At 66.3% G+C, this 18,462-nt stretch carries 19 protein-coding genes and 2 pseudogenes; 9 read left to right on the top strand and 12 right to left on the bottom strand.

What is annotated here, in order from left to right; genetic code table 11:
- Positions 1–14: 14 nt before the first annotated feature.
- Positions 15–467 carry a nuclear transport factor 2 family protein gene (locus AC3WLX_RS30680; protein ID WP_492338741.1) on the bottom strand — a complete coding sequence of 151 codons (453 nt, stop codon included), beginning with the start codon at positions 465–467 and terminating at the stop codon, positions 15–17.
- A 580-nt stretch (positions 468–1,047) separates the two neighbouring features.
- On the opposite strand from AC3WLX_RS30680, the gene AC3WLX_RS30675 reads away from it, so the two are divergent.
- Positions 1,048–1,434 carry a hypothetical protein gene (locus AC3WLX_RS30675; protein ID WP_291630725.1) on the top strand — a complete coding sequence of 129 codons (387 nt, stop codon included), beginning with the start codon at positions 1,048–1,050 and terminating at the stop codon, positions 1,432–1,434.
- Positions 1,435–1,545: 111 nt separating this feature from the next.
- On the opposite strand, the gene uvrB is transcribed toward AC3WLX_RS30675, so the two are convergent.
- The 4 genes from uvrB to AC3WLX_RS30655 all read right to left on the bottom strand — a co-directional run bounded on the left by uvrB (position 1,546) and on the right by AC3WLX_RS30655 (position 6,152).
- Entirely contained in the window at positions 1,546–4,512 is a 2,967-nt protein-coding gene (uvrB, locus tag AC3WLX_RS30670; RefSeq protein WP_492338740.1) for an excinuclease ABC subunit UvrB, read from the bottom strand.
- Between the two features lie 92 nt (positions 4,513–4,604).
- The gene (locus tag AC3WLX_RS30665; protein ID WP_291628185.1) at positions 4,605–4,835 is read right to left on the bottom strand and encodes a hypothetical protein; all 231 of its coding nucleotides are present in this window, start codon (positions 4,833–4,835) and stop codon (positions 4,605–4,607) included.
- 52 nt (positions 4,836–4,887) lie between these two features.
- Complete coding sequence (locus AC3WLX_RS30660; RefSeq protein ID WP_291628183.1) at positions 4,888–5,112, bottom strand: hypothetical protein; 225 nt, start codon at positions 5,110–5,112, stop codon at positions 4,888–4,890.
- Between the two features lie 125 nt (positions 5,113–5,237).
- Positions 5,238–6,152: a LysR substrate-binding domain-containing protein gene (locus tag AC3WLX_RS30655; RefSeq protein WP_492338739.1), complete on the bottom strand. Its 915-nt coding sequence runs from the start codon at positions 6,150–6,152 to the stop codon at positions 5,238–5,240.
- 119 nt (positions 6,153–6,271) lie between these two features.
- On the opposite strand from AC3WLX_RS30655, the gene AC3WLX_RS30650 reads away from it, so the two are divergent.
- The 3 genes and pseudogenes from AC3WLX_RS30650 to AC3WLX_RS30640 all read left to right on the top strand — a co-directional run bounded on the left by AC3WLX_RS30650 (position 6,272) and on the right by AC3WLX_RS30640 (position 8,299).
- A complete protein-coding gene (locus tag AC3WLX_RS30650) occupies positions 6,272–7,051 on the top strand; it encodes a sulfite exporter TauE/SafE family protein (RefSeq protein WP_291628179.1) in 780 nt (259 codons plus the stop codon).
- Positions 7,048–7,278, top strand: coding sequence for a hypothetical protein (locus AC3WLX_RS30645; RefSeq protein ID WP_492338738.1), 231 nt, complete (start codon positions 7,048–7,050; stop codon positions 7,276–7,278). The genes AC3WLX_RS30650 and AC3WLX_RS30645 overlap by 4 nt, the downstream gene beginning before the upstream one ends.
- Positions 7,279–7,600: 322 nt before the next feature.
- Positions 7,601–8,299 (top strand): annotated as a pseudogene (locus AC3WLX_RS30640) (glutathione S-transferase family protein).
- Between the two features lie 100 nt (positions 8,300–8,399).
- On the opposite strand, the gene AC3WLX_RS30635 reads toward AC3WLX_RS30640, so the two are convergent.
- A complete protein-coding gene (locus tag AC3WLX_RS30635; RefSeq protein WP_492338737.1) occupies positions 8,400–8,597 on the bottom strand; it encodes a cysteine-rich CWC family protein in 198 nt (65 codons plus the stop codon).
- Between the two features lie 113 nt (positions 8,598–8,710).
- Between AC3WLX_RS30635 and AC3WLX_RS30630 the strand changes: the two genes are divergently transcribed.
- The 3 genes and pseudogenes from AC3WLX_RS30630 (at position 8,711) to hmuQ (ending at position 11,867) form a co-directional block, all read left to right on the top strand.
- Positions 8,711–10,252, top strand: a complete 1,542-nt coding sequence (locus tag AC3WLX_RS30630) for a DUF1800 domain-containing protein (protein WP_492338736.1) — start codon at positions 8,711–8,713, stop codon at positions 10,250–10,252.
- Between the two features lie 2 nt (positions 10,253–10,254).
- Positions 10,255–11,471 (top strand): annotated as a pseudogene (locus tag AC3WLX_RS30625) (DUF1501 domain-containing protein).
- Positions 11,472–11,543: 72 nt separating this feature from the next.
- Positions 11,544–11,867 carry a heme-degrading protein HmuQ gene (gene hmuQ / locus AC3WLX_RS30620; RefSeq protein ID WP_291627133.1) on the top strand — a complete coding sequence of 108 codons (324 nt, stop codon included), beginning with the start codon at positions 11,544–11,546 and terminating at the stop codon, positions 11,865–11,867.
- Here the strand turns inward: hmuQ and AC3WLX_RS30615 are convergent.
- The 6 genes from AC3WLX_RS30615 to AC3WLX_RS30590 all read right to left on the bottom strand — a co-directional run bounded on the left by AC3WLX_RS30615 (position 11,864) and on the right by AC3WLX_RS30590 (position 15,766).
- Positions 11,864–12,820 (bottom strand): aldo/keto reductase, encoded by a 957-nt coding sequence (locus AC3WLX_RS30615; RefSeq protein ID WP_492338735.1) that lies wholly within the window; start codon positions 12,818–12,820, stop codon positions 11,864–11,866. The two genes, hmuQ and AC3WLX_RS30615, sit on opposite strands and share 4 nt — an antisense overlap.
- Before the next feature lie 252 nt (positions 12,821–13,072).
- Entirely contained in the window at positions 13,073–13,528 is a 456-nt protein-coding gene (locus AC3WLX_RS30610) for a GNAT family N-acetyltransferase (RefSeq protein ID WP_492338734.1), read from the bottom strand.
- 87 nt (positions 13,529–13,615) lie between these two features.
- Entirely contained in the window at positions 13,616–14,425 is an 810-nt protein-coding gene (locus tag AC3WLX_RS30605; protein WP_492338733.1) for a PAS-domain containing protein, read from the bottom strand.
- Between the two features lie 128 nt (positions 14,426–14,553).
- Positions 14,554–14,712, bottom strand: coding sequence for a hypothetical protein (locus tag AC3WLX_RS30600; RefSeq protein ID WP_492338732.1), 159 nt, complete (start codon positions 14,710–14,712; stop codon positions 14,554–14,556).
- 73 nt (positions 14,713–14,785) lie between these two features.
- Entirely contained in the window at positions 14,786–14,962 is a 177-nt protein-coding gene (locus AC3WLX_RS30595; RefSeq protein WP_291627123.1) for a hypothetical protein, read from the bottom strand.
- 153 nt (positions 14,963–15,115) lie between these two features.
- Positions 15,116–15,766 carry a glutathione S-transferase family protein gene (locus AC3WLX_RS30590; RefSeq protein ID WP_291627121.1) on the bottom strand — a complete coding sequence of 217 codons (651 nt, stop codon included), beginning with the start codon at positions 15,764–15,766 and terminating at the stop codon, positions 15,116–15,118.
- A gap of 534 nt (positions 15,767–16,300) precedes the next feature.
- Here AC3WLX_RS30590 and AC3WLX_RS30585 point away from each other — a divergent pair.
- On the top strand, positions 16,301–17,503 hold the full coding sequence (locus AC3WLX_RS30585; protein WP_492338731.1) for a pyridoxal phosphate-dependent aminotransferase: 1,203 nt from the start codon (positions 16,301–16,303) through the stop codon (positions 17,501–17,503).
- Between the two features lie 349 nt (positions 17,504–17,852).
- Positions 17,853–18,335 carry a DUF992 domain-containing protein gene (locus AC3WLX_RS30580; RefSeq protein ID WP_492338730.1) on the top strand — a complete coding sequence of 161 codons (483 nt, stop codon included), beginning with the start codon at positions 17,853–17,855 and terminating at the stop codon, positions 18,333–18,335.
- The last annotated feature ends 127 nt before the right edge of the window (positions 18,336–18,462 follow it).

The raw sequence follows: 18,462 nt of genomic DNA, 5'->3' as shown, positions 1-18,462 counted from the left end.
TGGGCTGGAGGGGCTCAGTCCGGAAAGGTCCGCGCGCCCGTGATCAACGGCCCGATCTCGCGCTCCAGCACCTGCTGCGCCAGGTCGTAGGAATCGGTGATCTCGCGGATCTCCGCCACCAGACCGCCGCGGAACGTGTAGAACACCGCCATGTCGAACTGCACGATGCGGCCGTTGCTGCGCTTCTTGAAATAGACCTGCACGTAGGTCGCGACGACCTCGCCCTCGGCGACGATGTGCGGCGCCTTGTAGCGAACTTCCGAATAGCGCGACCAGATCGTCTGCCAGAGCTCGCGCAGCTCCTGCTTGCCGTGGCGCGGCACCATGTGCGGCAGCACGTCGATCGGCGCATGGGTGAGAAAGTCGACGTCCTCGGTGCAGCAGGACAGCGCCGTCTCGATATCGCCGCGCGCGAAGGCCTCGAGCAGATGCACGACACGCTGGCGATTCAGCTTCTCCACCGTCATTCCGCCCGTCCTTTTTGGTTCCTGTGGCGTTGCACAAGGCTAACGCGATGGGTCACGCATCGGCAACCCGCAAGAACACAGGGAGGTTGCAGATGTTTTGACGTCCGAGCGCAATGACCGGTTCATGGCGGTGCAATCACGAGTTGCGGAAGGACTGCACGAAATTAGCGCCTGGCGCGCAACGCGCATGGAGCAACGCGCAATCTCAGCTTGACGCAGAGGGATGGAACCGCGCCGTGGTCTCTCTTGCCCGCTCGCGGCAGGGCTATCGCATTTGCGAATGCTTCCCTGCGGCCATCCTTCGAGACGCCCGCTTTGAGCGGGCTCCTCAGGATGAGGGCGGTGCGCGCGGCAGCAGTCTCAACGGGCACTGACGCTGATTAGCCTCATCCTGAGGAGGCGCGTCAGCGCCGTCTCGAAGGACGAGGCGTGCACGAAGGCCATCGCCACAAGTCGTATGCGATTGCCCTGCCGCTTGCGGGAAAGGCGAAGTCCCGGACCGCCGCCTCGCGTGACCCATCTCACATCGCCCCACCGGCAGCGCACCTACCGTCATCCGCATGTCATCAGGAGACGTGCCATGGCCACCATCGCCGCCACGAGAAAGTCCCGCCTGCACAACGCGCTCGAAGGCCTCGCGCTGACCGCGACCCTCCAGAGTTTCCCGACCTTCGCCGCTGCAGCCTTCCTGCTCAAGCTCGCCGGCGACCACGACCTCTCCGGCGATCCCGGCGTCGCCATCTTCGTCGCCTTCGCCTCGTTCACCCACGCATTGATCGCGGTGACGCTGGGCCCGCGCTTCCCGCATTTGTTCAAGACCGTCTACGAGCCGAAATTCTTCGAGGCCCATCTGTCGCTGTCCGACAAGATCACGGCGTGGCGCACCCACCCGGTCGCCTCGCTGCAACTCGTGACGATCGTGCTGCTGCTGTCGGTGATGGCCGTGGTGACCGCGAGCGTGGGGTGAGGGGGTAGGCTCTTCGCCGTCATTCCGGGACGCCGCAGAGACGAGCTATGACGCGCAATTGCGCATCTGAGAATCCATAGCGACGAGCGGCAATGACAGGCGTGGCCGCGCTTACCTCTTCTTCCATCCCCCGCGTCGCCCCGGCATCCCACCCGTCGACTTCGGCGCGGGGCCGAACTCCGGCCCCGACTGCCGCGAATCCGTCGGCTGGATGATCCGGCTGTTTCCGCCGAACGGCTTTGCCGGCAGCGTCGGCTTCTCGCGATAGGGCAGCGATTCCGGGCCGTGCATCTCGTCGAGATGCGGCTTGTGCACCTTCGAGCCGGAGCCGCCGCCGCTCGCCTTCAGCGCCGAGCTAACCGTTTTCTTTTTCATGGCGCTGACGGGCAAATTGGCGGCATCGCCGTACTTCTTCGTGCCGGCATAGGCGCCGGCCTTGCCCTGCACGATGCGCTGCTTGGCCGTGGGATCGTCCACCACGGCGAGTTCGGTCGCGCGCAGGCGCTTGACTTCGTCGCGCAGGCGGGCGGCCTCCTCGAAGTTCAGGTCGGCGGCGGCCTCGCGCATCCGTGTCTCGAGATCGGCGAGCACGGCCTCGAAATTGTGGCCGATCGAGATGACGTCGTCGGTCATGTCATGTCCGCCGACCTCGATCAGCACGTGGTCGCGCTCGTAGACCGAGTTGAGGATGTCGCCGATCTGCTTCTTCACACTCTCCGGCGTGATGCCGTTGGCGGTGTTGTACTCGACCTGCTTCTCGCGGCGGCGGTTGGTCTCGGCGATGGCGCGCTCCATCGACCCCGTCATCTGGTCGGCATAGAGGATCACCTTGCCGTCGACGTTGCGTGCGGCGCGGCCGATGGTCTGGATCAGCGAGGTCTCGCTGCGCAGAAAGCCTTCCTTATCAGCATCGAGGATCGCGACCAGCGCGCATTCGGGGATGTCGAGGCCTTCGCGGAGCAGGTTGATGCCGACAAGCGCGTCGAATGCACCCAAGCGCAAATCGCGGATGATCTCGATGCGCTCGATGGTGTCGATGTCGCTGTGCATGTAGCGGACGCGAATGCCCTGCTCGTGCAGATATTCGGTGAGGTCCTCGGCCATGCGTTTGGTAAGAACCGTGATTAGGGAGCGATAGCCCGCTTGTGCTGTCGCGCGGACCTCGCCGACGAGATCGTCGACCTGCGTGCGCGCCGGGCGGATGTCGACGGGCGGATCGATCAGCCCGGTCGGACGAATGACCTGCTCGACGAACACGCCGCCACTCTCGTTCAGCTCCCAGCTGCCCGGCGTCGCCGACACCGCGACGGTCTGCGGCCGCATCATGTCCCACTCCTCGAACCGGAGCGGGCGGTTGTCCATGCAGGAGGGCAGGCGGAAGCCGTATTCGGCCAGCGTCGCCTTGCGGCGGAAGTCGCCGCGGAACATGGCCCCGATCTGCGGAACGGTGACGTGGCTTTCGTCGGCGAAGATCAGCGCGTTGTCGGGCACGTATTCAAACAGCGTCGGCGGCGGCTCGCCGGGGCGGCGACCCGTGAGATATCGCGAATAGTTCTCGATGCCGGCGCAGCTTCCGGTCGCCTCCATCATCTCGAGGTCGAACGTGGTGCGCTGCTCCAGCCGCTGCGCTTCGAGCAGGCGTCCCTGGTCGTGCAGCTGGTCCAGCCGCTGCTTCAACTCTGATTTGATCGACTTGATTGCCTGCACCAGCGTCGGCCGCGGAGTCACATAGTGCGAATTTGCGTACATCTTGATGAATTCGAGCTCGTCCTGCTTGTGGCCGGTGAGCGGGTCGAATTCCTCGATCGCCTCGATGGTGTCGCCGAACAGGTTAACGCGCCAGGCGCGGTCCTCATAGTGCGCCGGGAAGATGTCGATGACGTCGCCGCGCACGCGAAACGTGCCGCGCGTGAAATCGGCCTGGGTGCGCTTGTACTGCAGCGCCACGAGGTCGGCGATCAGCTGGCGCTGGTCGATGCGCTCGCCCTTCTTCAGCGCGAAGGTCATCGCGGTGTAGGTCTCGACCGAGCCGATACCGTAGATGCAGGACACCGACGCCACGATGATGACGTCGTCGCGCTCGAGCAGCGCGCGCGTCGCCGAATGGCGCATGCGGTCGATCTGCTCGTTGATCGAGGAATCCTTCTCGATATAGGTGTCGGTGCGCGGGACGTAGGCCTCGGGCTGGTAGTAGTCGTAGTAGCTGACGAAATATTCGACGGCGTTGTCGGGAAAGAAACTCTTGAACTCGCCATAGAGCTGGGCGGCCAGCGTCTTGTTCGGCGCCAGGATCAGGGCGGGGCGCTGCGTCGCCTCGATCACCTTGGCCATGGTGTAGGTCTTGCCCGAGCCGGTGACGCCGAGCAGCACCTGCGAGCGGTCGTTGCGGTTGATGCCCTCGACCAGCTCGGCGATCGCGGTCGGCTGGTCGCCCCTGGGCTCGTAGGACGACTTGATCTCGAAGCGGACGCCGCCCTCGGACTTTTCCGGGCGCGGCGGCCGGTGCGGTGTCCACACCTTCATAGACCCGTCGCCCTTGCGGAACTCCGGCCGGCCCTCGCGGATCAGCGATTCCAGCGCATCCGCCGTGGCCTTGACGCCGAGCGCCTCCATCTTGCTCCGCGGCGGGCGCGCCAGCGCCTCGGCGTCGTCCTCCTCGGTCGGCAGTCCGAGCTGCCGCGCCAGTTCCGGATCGAGCGTCGGGATCGTGGCGGCCGTGCCGTAATTGGCCTGCGGCGCCTCCTCCAGTCCTGCAAGCTCACTGGACTGACGGGCGCCCGGCGGCTGCGGATTGGGCCGCAGCGGCATCGGCCGCGCGGTATCCTGCGGGAACTCCTTCGGCGTCGAAGCGCGCGCGCGATGCGCGGCGGCCTCGCCTCCCGCGCGGCGGTCGCGCGAATTGTCCGGCGGCGGCTGCAGCCCGGTGCCCGACCCCAGGCCCGCGTCGCCGCGATTGATCGCGGGATTGAGCAGCTCGGCCAGCGCCGGTCCGATCGGCTGCACATCGGGGCGATGCGCTTTCGAGTTCGGAGCCTTGGTCTTCGGGGATTTTGCGGGGGGAGCAGGTTTCTTCGCCATCCCGCGAATATGGGATGAGTCCGCCCCGCAATAAAGGGCGAATGGCCGCCTCCGTGGAGGCTGCTGACAGCAGATTGGCAGCAGCCCGCGGCTCACGCCGCCGGCGTCGGCCCCGCGTCATTCTCGGCCGTGACATTCGGCTCGAGGATGTCGAGATGGATGTCGCCGCAATCGTTGCAGCGCAAGGCCCAGTACTCGCATCCAGCACGGCCGCCGATCACGCTGAGCACGTCGAGATCGCCGTCGCATTCCGGGCAGTTGGACAGCACCGCGCGGGCATAGATCCGTGGCCGTGCCGCGTCGATGTCGGTGATGGTGGACATGGATTGGTTTCCCCCCGTTTTGGCGCCCCTGTCGGCCCCGCAGACTGCTCGCCTATTCGTCCTCCTCCTCGGCCCGCCGGCGGAAGCGGTCGATGTGGTGCTTGGCGTCGGCAATCGCGGCATCGCGGTCGGGCCAGGCAAACCCGACTTCCATGGCAGGAAACAGCACGCCGTCGATCGCCACCGGGCTGAGATCGGCGCGGCGGATCCGCGCGTGCCAAAGGCCTTTGCCAGCTTCGAAGGATTCGATGTCAAAGCCGTCGTAAAGGGTCGTCATCAGTGTAGGTCCCACGTTTCTTTTCGGAGAGTCAGGAGACCACATTTGCGGAATGCGGGATGTGAAGCGGTTCACAAACGGCCGGCTTTTTGTCGCAAAGCCGGGTTGCCGCGGAACCCGGGGCTTCAGCTCCGGGCCGCAGCGCGGCCGGTCCGCCGCGGGCGTGCCGCGGGTTCCGACGCCACCCGCATGATCCAGCGGCGGAACGCGGCGAAGTCGCGCTGCTCGGTCTGGAAGCTGCGATAGACCAGGTACCAGCGCATGCCCTTGGGCACCGAGAGATCGAATGGTGCCACCAGCCGGCCGGCCGCCAGATCGTCGTCGATGTAGGGGCGGATGCCCATGGCGATGCCGAGCCCGTCGGCGGCGGCCTGCAGCGCCTGACCGTAGAACTGGAACTCGGGTCCGCGCGCGCCGATGCGGGCGAGGTTCGCGGCCTTCAGCCAGATCGGCCAGTCCTCGGGCGAATGCGCGACGCGGATCAGACTCGGAGACTTGAGGTCGGCCGGGCGCTTCAGGCCGCTCGCAAGCCGCGGCACGCAGACCGGCGTGAGATCGCCAGCGAACAGCGGCTCGGCGACGAGGCCGGGCCAGTCGCCGGTGCCGAGCTTGATGCCGCAGCTCCAGTCCTCGCCGAACGGCACCGCCGCGCCCCCGGTGGTGAAGCGCACTTCGATGTCGGGCTCCTCGCTGCGAAACTCCGACAGGCGCGGGATCAGCCAGCGCATCGCAAAAGTATGGCCGACGCCGATGGTGAGCACCCGCACGCTCGCCGGTGCCGTCACCTGGGCGGTGAGGCTCGCCAGCGCATCGAAGATCGGCGTCAGCCCGCTCTGATAGGCGCGGCCGGCCTGCGTCAACACCAGGCGGTTGGCCTTGCGCTCGAACAGCGCGACGCCGAGCCGCTCTTCGAGCAGGTGCACCATGCGGCTCACCGCGGCCGCCGACACGCTCAGCTCCAGCCCGGCCGCGGCAAAGCTGCCGGTCCGCGCCGCCGCCTCGAACGCCTTGATGCCGTTAAGAAACAGCAGCCGCCGCAAATGCCTGACCCTCAGGAAAGCTGATGCAGGGCAAGATAACTCAGTTTGCGGAGTGGGGGCAAGCGAGGCACGTTCACCTTAGCTGCCCGCTCCCCTGACCCACCCTGGAGATCCTGCGCGTGACACCCCTCATGATCGCGGCCCTCGGATTGCTGATGGTGGCCACCGCCTTCCTGTCGGGGCTGTTCGGCATGGCGGGCGGGCTGGTTCTGATCGGTGTGCTGTTGGCCCTGATGCCGCTGCCGACCGCGATGGTGCTGCACGCGATCACGCAGATGGCCTCGAACGGCTGGCGCGCCTTCTTGTGGCGGGCGCATATCCGCTGGCGGCCGGTCGCGAACTACATGGTCGGCGCCGCCGTCGCGCTCGCGGCCTGGTCGCTCACCCGCTACGTGCCGGACAAGCCGGTGGCGCTGCTGCTGCTCGGCATCACGCCGTTCATGGCGCGGCTCCTGCCGGCGAACATCAAGCCCGATCCCGACCGTCTCTGGCAGGGCACAGTGTACGGCACGATCTGCATGGGCCTGATGCTGATGACCGGCGTCTCCGGCCCGCTGCTCGACACCTTCTTCCTCGGCGGCGATTTCGGCCGGCGCGAGAAGGTGGCGACCAAGGCGATGTGCCAGCTCGTCAGCCACTTCACCAAGCTCCTCTATTTCGGCGGCATCATCGACCAGGCCGCAGGCCTCGATCCCGTACTCGCCGGCGTCGCCATTTTCGCCTCGATGCTCGGCACCACGCTGGCACGGCGTATCCTCGAGGCGATGACCGATCAGCAATTCCTGGCCTGGTCGAACAGGCTGATCACCACCATCGCCTGCTACTACATCGCCTATGGCGGCTGGCTCCTGCTTCGTGCCCCGGTCCTGGCCGCCTTCGACAAGGGAGGTTTGCCATGAGCAAGACCGCCGATCCGCTGGTGCTGGACTTCGTCGAATGGGTCGCGCGCGAGCCACGCGCCTATGCCGAGGTGGTCGCGACCTGGAAGACCTCGTGCCCACGCCTCACCATCTGGGAGGATGCCGCGGACCGCGGGCTCGTTTCGCGCGAGACGCGGCCAGGCCTCGGTCTGGTGATCGCGGTGACGGAAGACGGCGAGAGGTTGCTGCGCACGAACGGGCGGTAGTTCTTCGCCTCTCCCCCCGTCCTCGCTGTCATCATCCGCGAAGGCGGATGATCCAGTAATCACCAGCGGTGGCGTGTTACACGACTGCCGCGGCGTACTGGATGCCCCGCCTTCGCGGGGCACGACGATGGATATTGGTGTGTGGACCTCTCTCCACATCGTCATTGCGGGCGCAAGCGAAGCCATCCAGAATAGGAGACCCTCACCCTGGGGAGCGCGCATCTTGCGCGCGTCTCGAAGGGCGAGGCCGAGATCGGGCCTTCATTCTTCGAGACGCGCGTTCCGCGCTCCTCAGGCTGAGGGTCTGGCAGAAAGACCCTTCATGTCGCTCAAGCTCTACGAACTCGTCGGCACTGACTCTACGCGCCCCTTCAGCCCGTATTGCTGGCGCACGCGGATGGCGCTGGCGCACAAGGGCCTTGCGGCGGAGTCGCTGCCCTGGCGCTTCACCGAGAAGAGCGCGATCGCGCCGCACGGCTCGGACAAGGTGCCGGTGCTGCTGCACGACGGCAAGGCCGTGGTCGATTCCTGAACTATCGCGAATTATCTGGAAGACAATTTTCCGGATCGCCCGTCCCTCTTCGGCGGCGAGGGCGGCCGCGCCATGGCGCGCATGATCAACGCATGGGGCGACATCGCCATCGTCGGCGGCATCTTTCCGTTGATCGTCGCCGATATCCCGAACAACCTCGCCGAGGTCGACGCCGCCTATTTCCGCAAGTCGCGCGAGGCGCGCTTCGGCGGCAGGAGCCTGGAAGAGGTCCAGGCGAGCCGCGACGCCGGCGTGGTCGCGTTCCGCAAGTCGCTCGAGGTGATGCGCCAAACGTTCAAGACGCAGCCCTTCATCGGCGGGAATGCGCCGGACTATGCCGATTACATCGTGTTCGGCGGTTTCCAATGGGCGCGTGTGGTCAGCCCCTTCAAGCTGCTGCAGGCGGACGATCCGGTCTATGCCTGGCGCGAAAGACTCCTCGATGCGTTCGACGGCATGGCGCGGAAGTCGCCGGGGCATGAGGTATAAGCTGCGTAGTTTCGCAAGGTGAGCAAGGCGCAAAGCGCCGTGCCCACCATCGCTCAGTGATACGAAGGAAGACGTGGGCACGCTTCCGCTTTGCCCCACCCTACGACACGGCCTCCGCCGCCGCTTTCCTCAAGCACTCGCGGCACAGGCAATCCTCGCCCGCGAGCGGCATCGGCAGTTTTGCCGTCTCCTCCGCGCACCAGCAATTGCCCGAGAGGTCGCAGCCGAATTCGGTGCCGCAGCGGGAGCAGGCGAGGCGGCGTGGTTGCTGCAACGCGGATTCTTTCGGATGTGTCATGATCTACGCCGAAGCTTCGCCGTCATTTTCATGTCGGGTTCATTTGTCGCTGCGGTATATTACGCGCCGCACCCGTATCAGGAAAGCGGCTCCAACGCGCCAAGGACAAATTGATGGCCCGCGACACGCAAGCCGCCCTCGTCGCGCTCAACCGCTTCGGCTTTGGCGCCCGCGGCGGTGCATCGGGTGATCTCGTCAATGCAAGCTCCGACCCGCGCGGCTTCGTGAAGGCAGAGCTCGCGCGTGCGAGCGGCGTGCTGCTGGAAGCGCCGGGCCTGCAATCGACGCCGCAGCTCGGGCAGGCCGTGTTTGCCTATCAGGACGAGGTCAGGCAGGCGCGCGAGGCTGCGAGGGCTGCTGCGCCTGCCGAAGTGCCGGCCGACCAGAAGCCCGCGCTGCGCCGTAATCTCTCGCTCAACGCTGCGGCGGAGATCACCGGCCAGATGGCGGAGACGAAGCCCGCCGACACTGCGGCGAAGCGCGACGCCATGCAGCCGAATATGGCCGCGCCGCCAGCCGCAAAGCCCGCACCGCAGCCGCTCAACGTGATTCAAAAGACGTTTCGCGCCGAGGCGCTCGCGCGGCTGCAGCGCGCCACGCTGGCCGAATGCGGCTTCGCCGAGCGTCTGGTCACGTTCTGGTCCAACCATTTCTGCATTTCCGCCAGCAAAGGCGAGCTGGCGCGGATCTGGGCGGGCGCGTTCGAGCGCGAGGCGATCCGGCCGCACGTGCTCGGGCGCTTCGCCGACATGCTGAAGGCGGTGGAGCAGCATCCGGCGATGCTGTTCTTCCTCGACAACCAGCAATCGCTCGGGCCGGATTCGCGCGCCGGGCAGAACCGCAAGCGCGGGCTCAACGAAAATCTGGCGCGCGAGATCATGGAGCTGCATACGCTCGGCGTCGGCGGCGGCTACACGCAAGGCGACGTCACCTCGCTCGCGCGCATCATCACCGGCTGGGCCTTTGCCGGGCGGCAGGGCCAGCTCGGCCCTCCCGGCTCCTTTGTCTTCAACGCCAATGCGCATCAGCCCGGGTCCCAGATCCTGCTCGGCAAGACCTATGAGGCCACCGGGCTCGCCCAGGGCGAAGCCGCGCTCGCCGATCTCGCGCGGCATCCCGCGACCGCGAATTTCATCGCCACCAAATTCGTCCGTCACTTCGTCGCCGATGATCCGCCGCCGGCGCTGGTGGCACGCCTGCGCGATGTCTTCGTCAAGACCGACGGCGATCTCAAGGCGCTCGCGTCGGCGCTGGTCGATTCCGACGAGGCCTGGCGCGCGCCGCTGACCAAGATGCGCAGCCCTTACGAGTTCCTGGTCGCCAGCGGCAGGCTGCTCGCGCGCGTGCCGGAGGATCCGAGCCGCTATCTCAACGGCCTCAACCTGCTCGGGCAACCGTTATGGGCGCCGCCGGGCCCCAACGGCTTTCCCGACAGCAATGCCGCCTGGGCCGCACCCGAGGGCATGAAGCTCAGGCTCGACATCGCCGCGCAGATCGGCGCGCGCCTCGGCAACAACATCGATCCGCTCGACCTGCTGGAGTTCGCAGCTGCCGATGCGGCCTCGACCGAGACGCGGCGGACCGTCGCGCGCGCGGAGTCGCGGCAGCAGGCGTTGGCGCTGCTGCTGATGTCGCCGGAAATGCAGAGGAGATGATGATGATCGACTGCGTCGAGAACCGACTCCTCACCTCGCGCCGTCACCTGCTGCTCGGTGGCGTCTCTTTTGCCGCCTGGGCTTACCTGCCGAAATTCGCCCGCGCGGCCGACGGGCGCGATCCGCGATTGATCGTGGTGATCCTGCGCGGGGCGCTGGACGGCCTTGCGACCGTCGCACCGATCGGCGATCCCGATTATGCCGGCCTGCACGGCTCGATCGCGCTCACTGCGACGGTGCGCATCCCGCGGTCATGCTCGACGGCTTCTTCGCGCTGCATCCGGCCATGCCGGAATTTGCGCGCATGTACCGCGACAGGCAGGCTGCAGTCGTCCACGCGGTCGCGACGCCCTATCGCGACCGCTCGCATTTCGACGGCCAGGACGTGCTCGAAAGCGGCTATGCCGGCCCTGGCCGCGTGCAGTCCGGCTGGCTCAACCGCGCGCTGGAAGCGCTGCCGCGCGGCGAGCGGGTAACGAGTGGCCTTGCGGTCGGCCCCACCACGCCGCTGGTGCTGCGCGGCAATGCGCCGACCGTCGGCTGGGCGCCGGTCGCGCTGCCGCAGGCCGATGACGACACCGCGATGCGCCTCGTCGAGCTCTACCGTCATCGCGATCCCGCTTTGGCCTCCGCGTTGTCGCAAGGCCTCCAGCTCGACAAGGCCGCGAGCGGCGACGACATGAAGGCGACACGCGGCAACGCCGCCGCACAGATGCGACAGGTGGCGCGCGGCGCTGCGAAACTGATGGCGGCCGATGATGGCCCGCGCATCGCCGCGCTCGCCTTCGACGGCTGGGACACGCATGCCAATGAAGGCGGTCCGGTGGGGCGTCTCGCCTTCCTGCTCGGCGGGCTCGACGGCGCGCTGGCAGAATTCGAGAGCGGGCTCGCCGCGCGCTGGCGCGACAGCGTCGTCGTCGTCGTCACCGAGTTCGGCCGCACCGCGCGCATCAACGGCACCGACGGCACCGACCACGGCACCGGCACCGTCGCGCTGCTCGCCGGCGGCGCGGTGAAGGGCGGGCGCGTCATCGCCAACTGGCCGGGCCTCAAGCTTGCGAGCTTGTACGAGGGCCGCGACCTCAAGCCGACCACGGATCTGCGCTCCGTCATCAAGGGCGTGCTGCAGGACCAGTTCGGCCTGTCCGAGCGCGTGCTAGCGGAGACGGTATTTCCGGATAGCGCGGCAGCACGGCCGATGAAGGGGCTGGTGGCCTAGGACGTCAGACCTGCGCCTTGCGGCGCATCCCGGAATGACGACATGATGGGCCGAGCATCAGGAGAGACCACCATGTACATCGCCATGAACCGTTTCCGCGTCGCCAAGGGCTCCGAGGCTGCTTTCGAGCAGGTCTGGCTTTCGCGCGACAGCCATCTCGACAAGGTTCCGGGCTTCGTCGAATTCCATCTGCTGAAGGGCCCCGAGCTCGAGGACCACACGCTCTACGCCTCCCACACCGTGTGGGCGAACCACGCCGCGTTCGAGGCCTGGACCAAGTCGGAGGCGTTTCGCGCGGCGCATCACAAGGCGGGAGACAACAAGCCGCTTTATCTCGGCCATCCCCAGTTCGAGGGCTTCGAGGTGGTGCAGACGGTCGGGCGCGGCGCGAACTAGCGCGCGCAGCGCTCAGCCAGGGTGATCTTGTCGATCTCCGCCATCTCATCCGCGCTAAGCTTCCAGGCGATCGCCTTCACGTTCTCCTCGATCTGCTCGACGCGCGTGGCGCCTGCGATCACGCTCGACACCTGCGGGCGCGCGGCGAGCCAGGAGAAGGCGAGCTCCAGCATCGAGCGGCCGTGCGCCTTGGCGAAGGCCTGGAGCTTCTCGACCATGTCCTCGTTGCGCGGCGTGACGTAACGGTCGCGCAGCGCCGGCGCCTTGGCGAAGCGCGTGTCGGCGGGGGCCGCCGCGCCGCGCTGGTACTTGCCCGTCAGCAGGCCGCTCGCGAGCGGGAAGAACGGCAGCAGGCCGAGCCTGTACTCTTGCGCCGCCGGCAGCAGGTCCTTCTCGATGTCGCGCACCAGCAGTGAGTATTCGTCCTGGCAGGAGACGAAGCGGCTGGCATTCATCGCGCGTGCGGTGAACTCGGCTTCCGCGATCCGCCAGGCCGGGAAGTTGGAGTTGCCGATGTAGCGCACCTTGCCCTGCCGGATGAGGTCGTCGAGCGCACGCAAGGTCTCTTCCATCGGCGTCAGCGGGTCGTAGTCGTGCTGCTGGTAGAGGTCGATGTAATCGGTCTTGAGCCGCCTCAGGCTGGCCTCGACCGCATCCATGATGTAGCGGCGCGAGGCGCCCTGCCTGGTGCCGTCGGTCGCCATCGGCTTGGCATATTTGGTGGCGAGCACGATGTCCTTGCGGCGGTCGCCGAGCACGGTGCCGAGCACCGTTTCCGAGCCGCCCATCCCGGCATAGATGTCGGCGGTGTCGAACAGCGTGATGCCGAGATCGAGCGCGCGATGGATCACCTTGCGCGAAGTCTCCAGATCTGTGCGCTGGCCGAAATTGTTGCAGCCGAGCCCGACCGCAGACACGCGAAGGCCGGAGGCGCCGAGATTGCGAATTTCCATGGGAGATCCTGTCAGATGAGCAGCGTCGCATTGTGACCACCGCGCGGCGCATCGGCAAGCCGATGCCTGCGCTGCTGCCATGCAGACAACCCCGGACAAAAAAATGCGGCCCCTGTCAGACGCGGCGACTGACGGGGACCGCTTGGGCGCTTGATCGGTGACGGGGGGCCTGACCAGACGCAGGGACAGCGTAGGCCGGCTATGTTACGCGCCAGTGACAGGCGAAGTTATCCACAGGCGACGCCGGCAGGCTCAGAACACCTTGCGATAGACGATGAATCTGGAGCGCTCCGCGACTTTGTCGTAGAGGCGCTGCGCGGTGAGGTTGGTCTCGTGCGTTTGCCAGTAGACCCGCGGCGAACCCGCGAGCTTTGCCCGCTCGTAGACGCCATGGATCAGCGCCGAGCCGACGCCTCTGCCGCGCGCGGCCTCGGACGTGAACAGGTCCTGCAAATAGCAGGACGGTTCGATCGCGGTGGTGCTGCGATGAAACAGATAGTGCGTCAGCCCGAGCAGGCGGCCGTCGCTCTCGGCGACCAGCGCGTGCATCGGCTCATAGGCGTCGAAGAAGCGCTGCCACGTCATGCGCGTGATCTCGGGCGCGAGCGCCGTCGGGCCCGAGCGGCCGTAGAAGGCGTTATAGCCGTCCCACAGCGGCAGCCATTGATCGTAGTCCTGCCGGACGACCGGGCGAATGGTGAGGGACATGTGGATTTCCGCAAGTTTCGGAGCTGCGCGACGAAGCGAGATTCTTCATACGTGATGACGGCATTGCCGATCAATCGCGGAGTCGCGTCACTCCGCGACGCGCAGATGCCCGATCAGCTTGCGGCCGGCGGGATCGCGCAGCGAGCGGTAATAGTCGGCCTGCGCCGGCGCGTCGGTGTGGCGCACGAGGTCGGTCACCGGGGTGTAGCTCAGCATCCGCCCGCCATCGGGCAACGCGGTGCAGACAAAGCGCAGCACCTCGCCGTTGCGCATTTTGATGTTGATCGGCGTGGCATCGCCGACCCGCACCATCTCCATGCGCTGCGCGATGAAGGTGCCGAGCTCGTCCTCCGGCAATTCGAACGCGCCGGTGTCGCGGCCGTGATACATCAGCGCAATGAAGGGCGGCTTGCCGTCGGCGATGTCGTCCGGCACCGCGAAGTAATCGCGGAACGCGCGGTTGATGAATTCGGCCCGGGTCTCGGCATCGAGCAGCACAATGCCGATATCGACCCGGTCCAGCGCGGCCGAAAGCCGCGTGGCGATGGCGTGGCTGCGGCGCTCCGCCGCGAACGTGCCGAGCAGCCGCTGGCGCATCAGGCCGGTCACGCCAGCGGTGACGGCGGCGATCATGGCCAGGAGGCCGAGCCGGATCAGATCCGCGGCGACGTAGGACACGCCGTGCCGGTGCAGAAACAGCAGCGCCGCGCAGAGCACCGCGGCTGCTGCGGTGATCATGGCGGGGACGAGGCCCGACAGCGCACCGGCGAGCGCAACGATGCCAACGAACAGCGGCGCAGGTGAGGGGGCGGGGATCACGCGATCGAGCAGCATCATCAGCAGCAGGGACGCTGCCGTCAGCGCCGGACCGGAGATCGCACGCCATCCGAACCGCATGGACCAGTCTCGCTCCTCCCGAACGAGGTAAGGCCGCAACACTGACTGATTGTTGCGCGACCGCGATGCAGTTTCGTGCGGTGTGCTTAAGCTGGGCCTGCGCGCAAGCTTAAGGCTTTCGGATGATTTTAGACCAAGTGCGCGTGCTTGACGCGCTGTTGCAGCGCCGGCGCATTCAGCGTCGACGTGCCTGTGCCCTTGCGCGTGCCGACGATGATCAACAGCGACGCCGCGACCAGGATGGCCGCAGTCAGGGTGATTGCAACGATGACCACAGGTGATTTCATCGACGTCCCGTCGCGATGCCGGTCGGCGCGGGCCTCACGGCGCCCTGAAGGCTGGTCCAGGATGAAACGGGAATCAGACCGGCAATCCCATCGCCATGGTCGCCTTGGTCGACAGCACAGTCAGGGTGACGATCAGGCACAGCGAGAGCGCGGCGACGGCAAGCGAGGCCGCGACCGCCTGGGTAAGCCGGGAAGACGCGACGGTAGCGGGTGGGCTTTGAAAGCCTGCCGTGCCGGACGCCCGAATCATGGTCTAAATCCTTCAACACGCGAGCGAATCACCCGCGACTTTCCGGAAAGTCCCAGTTTCAACCGGCAATATTGCGGCGGTTGCCGTGCCGAAAATGGCGGGATTGCGGCAAAGACAGCCCTTATGCCCGCTATTCGCCTGAGCGGATAGCCGTCAGGCGCCCGCCGCGATGCTGGCGTGGTCGTCGACGTCGGCTGCGCGCCAGTCCATCGCCACGAAGCCGGGCGACGCTTCGACGCGCTGCAGCCAGTCCCGGATCGCCGGGAAGGTGGAGAGGTCGAAGTCGCAGCGGTCGGCTAGATGGGTGTAGCCGTATAGCGCGATGTCGGCGACCGTGAGTTGGCGCGCGGCGAAATAGGCGTTGGTCTTGAGATGGTTCTCCATCACCTGAAGCGCGCCATAACCGCGCTCCATCCAGTCCTCCAGGGAATGGGTCTGGAGATCGCGGCCGCCCTTGACCAGCGACAGCCAGAAATAGGCGGCGCCGATATTCGGCTCGAGCGCGTGCTGCTCGAAGAACATCCATTGCAGCGCCTCGGCGCGGTCGATGCGGTTCTCGGGCGCGAGCGGCGTGCCGACGGCGACGTACCAGAGGATGGCATTGGACTCGGCGAGATAGCGATTCTCGCCGACCTCGAGCAACGGCACCTGCCCCGACGGGTTCTTGGCGAGGAAGTCCGGCGTGCGGCTCTCGCCGCGCAGAATGTCGACCTCGACGGCTTCGTAGGGCAAGTTGAGCAGCGCCAGCGCAAGGCGGACCTTGTAGCTGTTGCCCGAACGTTGCATCGAATAGAGCTTGTACATTCTGCGGTTCGAATCCGAGGACGGGATGACGCGGCGCTCGCTGTCCCGAGGCGGATAAACAATGATGCCGATGCGAATCTGCCGCAAGAGCCAGCCGATAGAAAAACTCGAAAACCCTACCGCACTGCAATGACGCGGAAGATCATTTTCGCGCGACGATGCAAATCAGATCACGTGTACGTCAATGCGGAGCCGCGTCGTCATGCCCGGGCTTGTCCCGGGCATCCACGTTCTTCGTGCTGCGTGGCCAGACGTGGATGGCCGGGACAAGCCCGGCCATGACGGGGGAAGAACCTCACTCAAAACACGCAAAATTGCTCCGAGGACAGGCCTTGCCTGATATGAGGGGTTTAGCCGGCAAAGTTGCGGAAAATTGCGGGAAATCGCGCCTTGAACCGCTCCGGATCCGCAAACTTTTCCGGGATTCGGGCGAAGTTTCTTGCGGCGCAGCGGCGCACGTTTTAGGGTGGCTCATTCCCACAATCCAGGTCGCGAGGCGAAAGGCTTCACGACGCTTGTCAGGAGATGATGACGATGTCCTTCCTTGCCGCTGCGCTCGACCGTGTGAAGCCGTCCGCGACCATCGCGGTCACGGACAAAGCACGCGCGCTGAAAGCGGCGGGCCGCAACGTCATCGGCCTCGGTGCCGGCGAGCCCGACTTCGACACGCCCGCCAACATCAAGCTGGCGGCGATCCACGCCATCGAAGCCGGCAAGACCAAGTACACCGCGGTCGACGGCATTCCCGAGCTGAAGGACGCCATCATCGCGAAGTTTCAGCGCGAGAACGGTGTCACCTACAAGCCGAACCAGATCATCGTCGGCACCGGCGGCAAGCAGGTGCTCTACAACGCGCTGATGGCGACCATCAATCCGGGCGACGAGGTGATCATTCCAGCACCGTATTGGGTCAGCTATCCCGAGATGGTGGCGCTCGCCGGCGGCGAGCCGGTGCCGGTGGTCTGCACCGCCGCGACAGGCTTCAAGCTCCAGGCCGACGCGCTCGAGCGCGCGATCACGCCGAAGACCAAATGGGTCATCCTGTGCTCGCCGTCGAACCCGACCGGCGCGGCCTACACCAGGGCCGAGCTGAAGGCGCTCACCGATGTGCTGCTCAAGCATCCGCATGTCTGGGTGATGACCGACGACATGTACGAACACCTCGTCTATGACGACTTCCAGTTCACCACCGTCGCGCAGGTCGAACCGAAACTCTACGATCGCACGCTCACCGTGAACGGTGTGTCGAAGGCGTATTGCATGACCGGCTGGCGCATCGGCTATGCCGGCGGCCCCGCGCAACTGATCAAGGCGATGGCGACGATCCAGTCGCAATCGACCTCGAATCCCTCCTCGATTGCGCAATGGGCGGCGGTGGAAGCGCTGAACGGTCCGCAGGACTTCATCCCCGCCAACAACAAGGTGTTCAAGGAGCGGCGCGACCTCGTCGTCTCCATGCTCAACCAGGCCAAGGGCATCGAGTGCCCGCGTCCCGAGGGCGCTTTTTACGTCTACCCGTCCTGCGCCGGCACGATCGGCAAGACCGCGCCGTCGGGCAAGGTGATCGGCAATGACGAGGACTTCGTCACCGAGCTCCTGGAGACCGAAGGCGTCGCCGTGGTGCAGGGCTCGGCCTTCGGCCTCGGCCCGGCCTTCCGCATCTCCTACGCGACCAAAACCTCGGACCTCGAAGACGCCTGCAAGCGCATCCAGCGTTTCTGCGGCAATCTTCGCTGAGGCTGTTGCGGCAAATGAGGTGAACCCCTCTTCCCTTGTGGGAGAGGGTGGATCGCCGCGAAGCGGCGAGACGGGTGAGAGGTTCTCTCGGCGTGTGATTCTCTCGCGACAGCGTTTCTCGGAGACAACCCCTCATCCGGCGCCATAGCCGAAGCTCCGCTTCGGCGTTCTCAAGAACGGCGGCCGAAGGCCGCCTATGCCACCTTCTCCCACAAGGGTCGAAGGCAAGACCGCGCACCGATTTGCGGCGTGTGATCTGGCACGGCCGCGGCTGTTGTGGCATAGACCATCGCGCAACACGGGTGGGGCGCTCTCTCTGCTCGCATCACATCATCGCGGGAGATATTTCATGCGCCGTTCGTTCCTACTCGCCGGCCTCACCGTCGCCAGCCTCGTCGCCACCATCGCGAACGGCGGAGCGCAGCAGCAGCGGGTGGCGCGGGTCGGCGTACTGGAATGCCGCGGCGGCGCCAGCGTCGGCTTCATCGTGGGATCGGTGACCCATCTCGGCTGCGTGCTGCGCGCCGATGGCTCGCCCGACGACCGTTATGTCGCGACGATCCGGAAAGTGGGACTCGACATCGGCATCACCCAGGAGACGGCGCTGGCCTGGGGCGTGTTCGCACCGGTCGATCGGCTCGGCCCCGGCGACCTCTCCGGCAATTACGTGGGCGCGCAGGGCAGCGCCTCGGTCGGTGTCGGCTTGGGCGGCAACGTGCTGGTCGGCGGCTCCAACAATTCGATCGCGCTGCAGCCGCTGAGCGTGCAGGGCCAGGTCGGCCTCAACATCGCCGCCGGCCTCGAGAGCCTGGAACTCCGTCCGGGCCGTTAGCGAGCGCCAGCGGCGGTGTTGGCTCACCTCTCCCGAAGGGAGAGGTCGGATCGCATCGAAGATGTGATCCGGGTGAGGGGTTACAGTCCCTCCGTACGCTGCGGCCCCTAACCCGGATTGCTCAGGC

It is taken from the genome of Bradyrhizobium sp. FW305-F6, assembly GCF_058782905.1.
The sequence above is the reverse complement of the archived record's forward strand: the minus strand, read 5'-3'. Positions and strand labels throughout refer to the sequence as shown.

Bases quoted from the DNA above. Each gene is read 5' to 3' on its own strand.
- AC3WLX_RS30610 (WP_492338734.1), bottom strand. From the start codon at position 13,528: ATGTCCCTCACCATTCGCCCGGTCGTCCGGCAGGACTACGATCAATGG.
- AC3WLX_RS30595 (WP_291627123.1), bottom strand. From the start codon at position 14,962: ATGATTCGGGCGTCCGGCACGGCAGGCTTTCAAAGCCCACCCGCTACC.
- AC3WLX_RS30645 (WP_492338738.1), top strand. From the start codon at position 7,048: ATGAGCAAGACCGCCGATCCGCTGGTGCTGGACTTCGTCGAATGGGTC.
- AC3WLX_RS30660 (WP_291628183.1), bottom strand. From the start codon at position 5,112: ATGACGACCCTTTACGACGGCTTTGACATCGAATCCTTCGAAGCTGGC.
- AC3WLX_RS30580 (WP_492338730.1), top strand. From the start codon at position 17,853: ATGCGCCGTTCGTTCCTACTCGCCGGCCTCACCGTCGCCAGCCTCGTC.
- AC3WLX_RS30665 (WP_291628185.1), bottom strand. From the start codon at position 4,835: ATGTCCACCATCACCGACATCGACGCGGCACGGCCACGGATCTATGCC.
- AC3WLX_RS30585 (WP_492338731.1), top strand. From the start codon at position 16,301: ATGTCCTTCCTTGCCGCTGCGCTCGACCGTGTGAAGCCGTCCGCGACC.
- AC3WLX_RS30635 (WP_492338737.1), bottom strand. From the start codon at position 8,597: ATGACACATCCGAAAGAATCCGCGTTGCAGCAACCACGCCGCCTCGCC.
- uvrB (WP_492338740.1), bottom strand. From the start codon at position 4,512: ATGGCGAAGAAACCTGCTCCCCCCGCAAAATCCCCGAAGACCAAGGCT.
- AC3WLX_RS30590 (WP_291627121.1), bottom strand. From the start codon at position 15,766: ATGTACAAGCTCTATTCGATGCAACGTTCGGGCAACAGCTACAAGGTC.
- hmuQ (WP_291627133.1), top strand. From the start codon at position 11,544: ATGTACATCGCCATGAACCGTTTCCGCGTCGCCAAGGGCTCCGAGGCT.
- AC3WLX_RS30630 (WP_492338736.1), top strand. From the start codon at position 8,711: ATGGCCCGCGACACGCAAGCCGCCCTCGTCGCGCTCAACCGCTTCGGC.
- AC3WLX_RS30605 (WP_492338733.1), bottom strand. From the start codon at position 14,425: ATGCGGTTCGGATGGCGTGCGATCTCCGGTCCGGCGCTGACGGCAGCG.
- AC3WLX_RS30680 (WP_492338741.1), bottom strand. From the start codon at position 467: ATGACGGTGGAGAAGCTGAATCGCCAGCGTGTCGTGCATCTGCTCGAG.
- AC3WLX_RS30600 (WP_492338732.1), bottom strand. From the start codon at position 14,712: ATGAAATCACCTGTGGTCATCGTTGCAATCACCCTGACTGCGGCCATC.
- AC3WLX_RS30615 (WP_492338735.1), bottom strand. From the start codon at position 12,820: ATGGAAATTCGCAATCTCGGCGCCTCCGGCCTTCGCGTGTCTGCGGTC.
- AC3WLX_RS30675 (WP_291630725.1), top strand. From the start codon at position 1,048: ATGGCCACCATCGCCGCCACGAGAAAGTCCCGCCTGCACAACGCGCTC.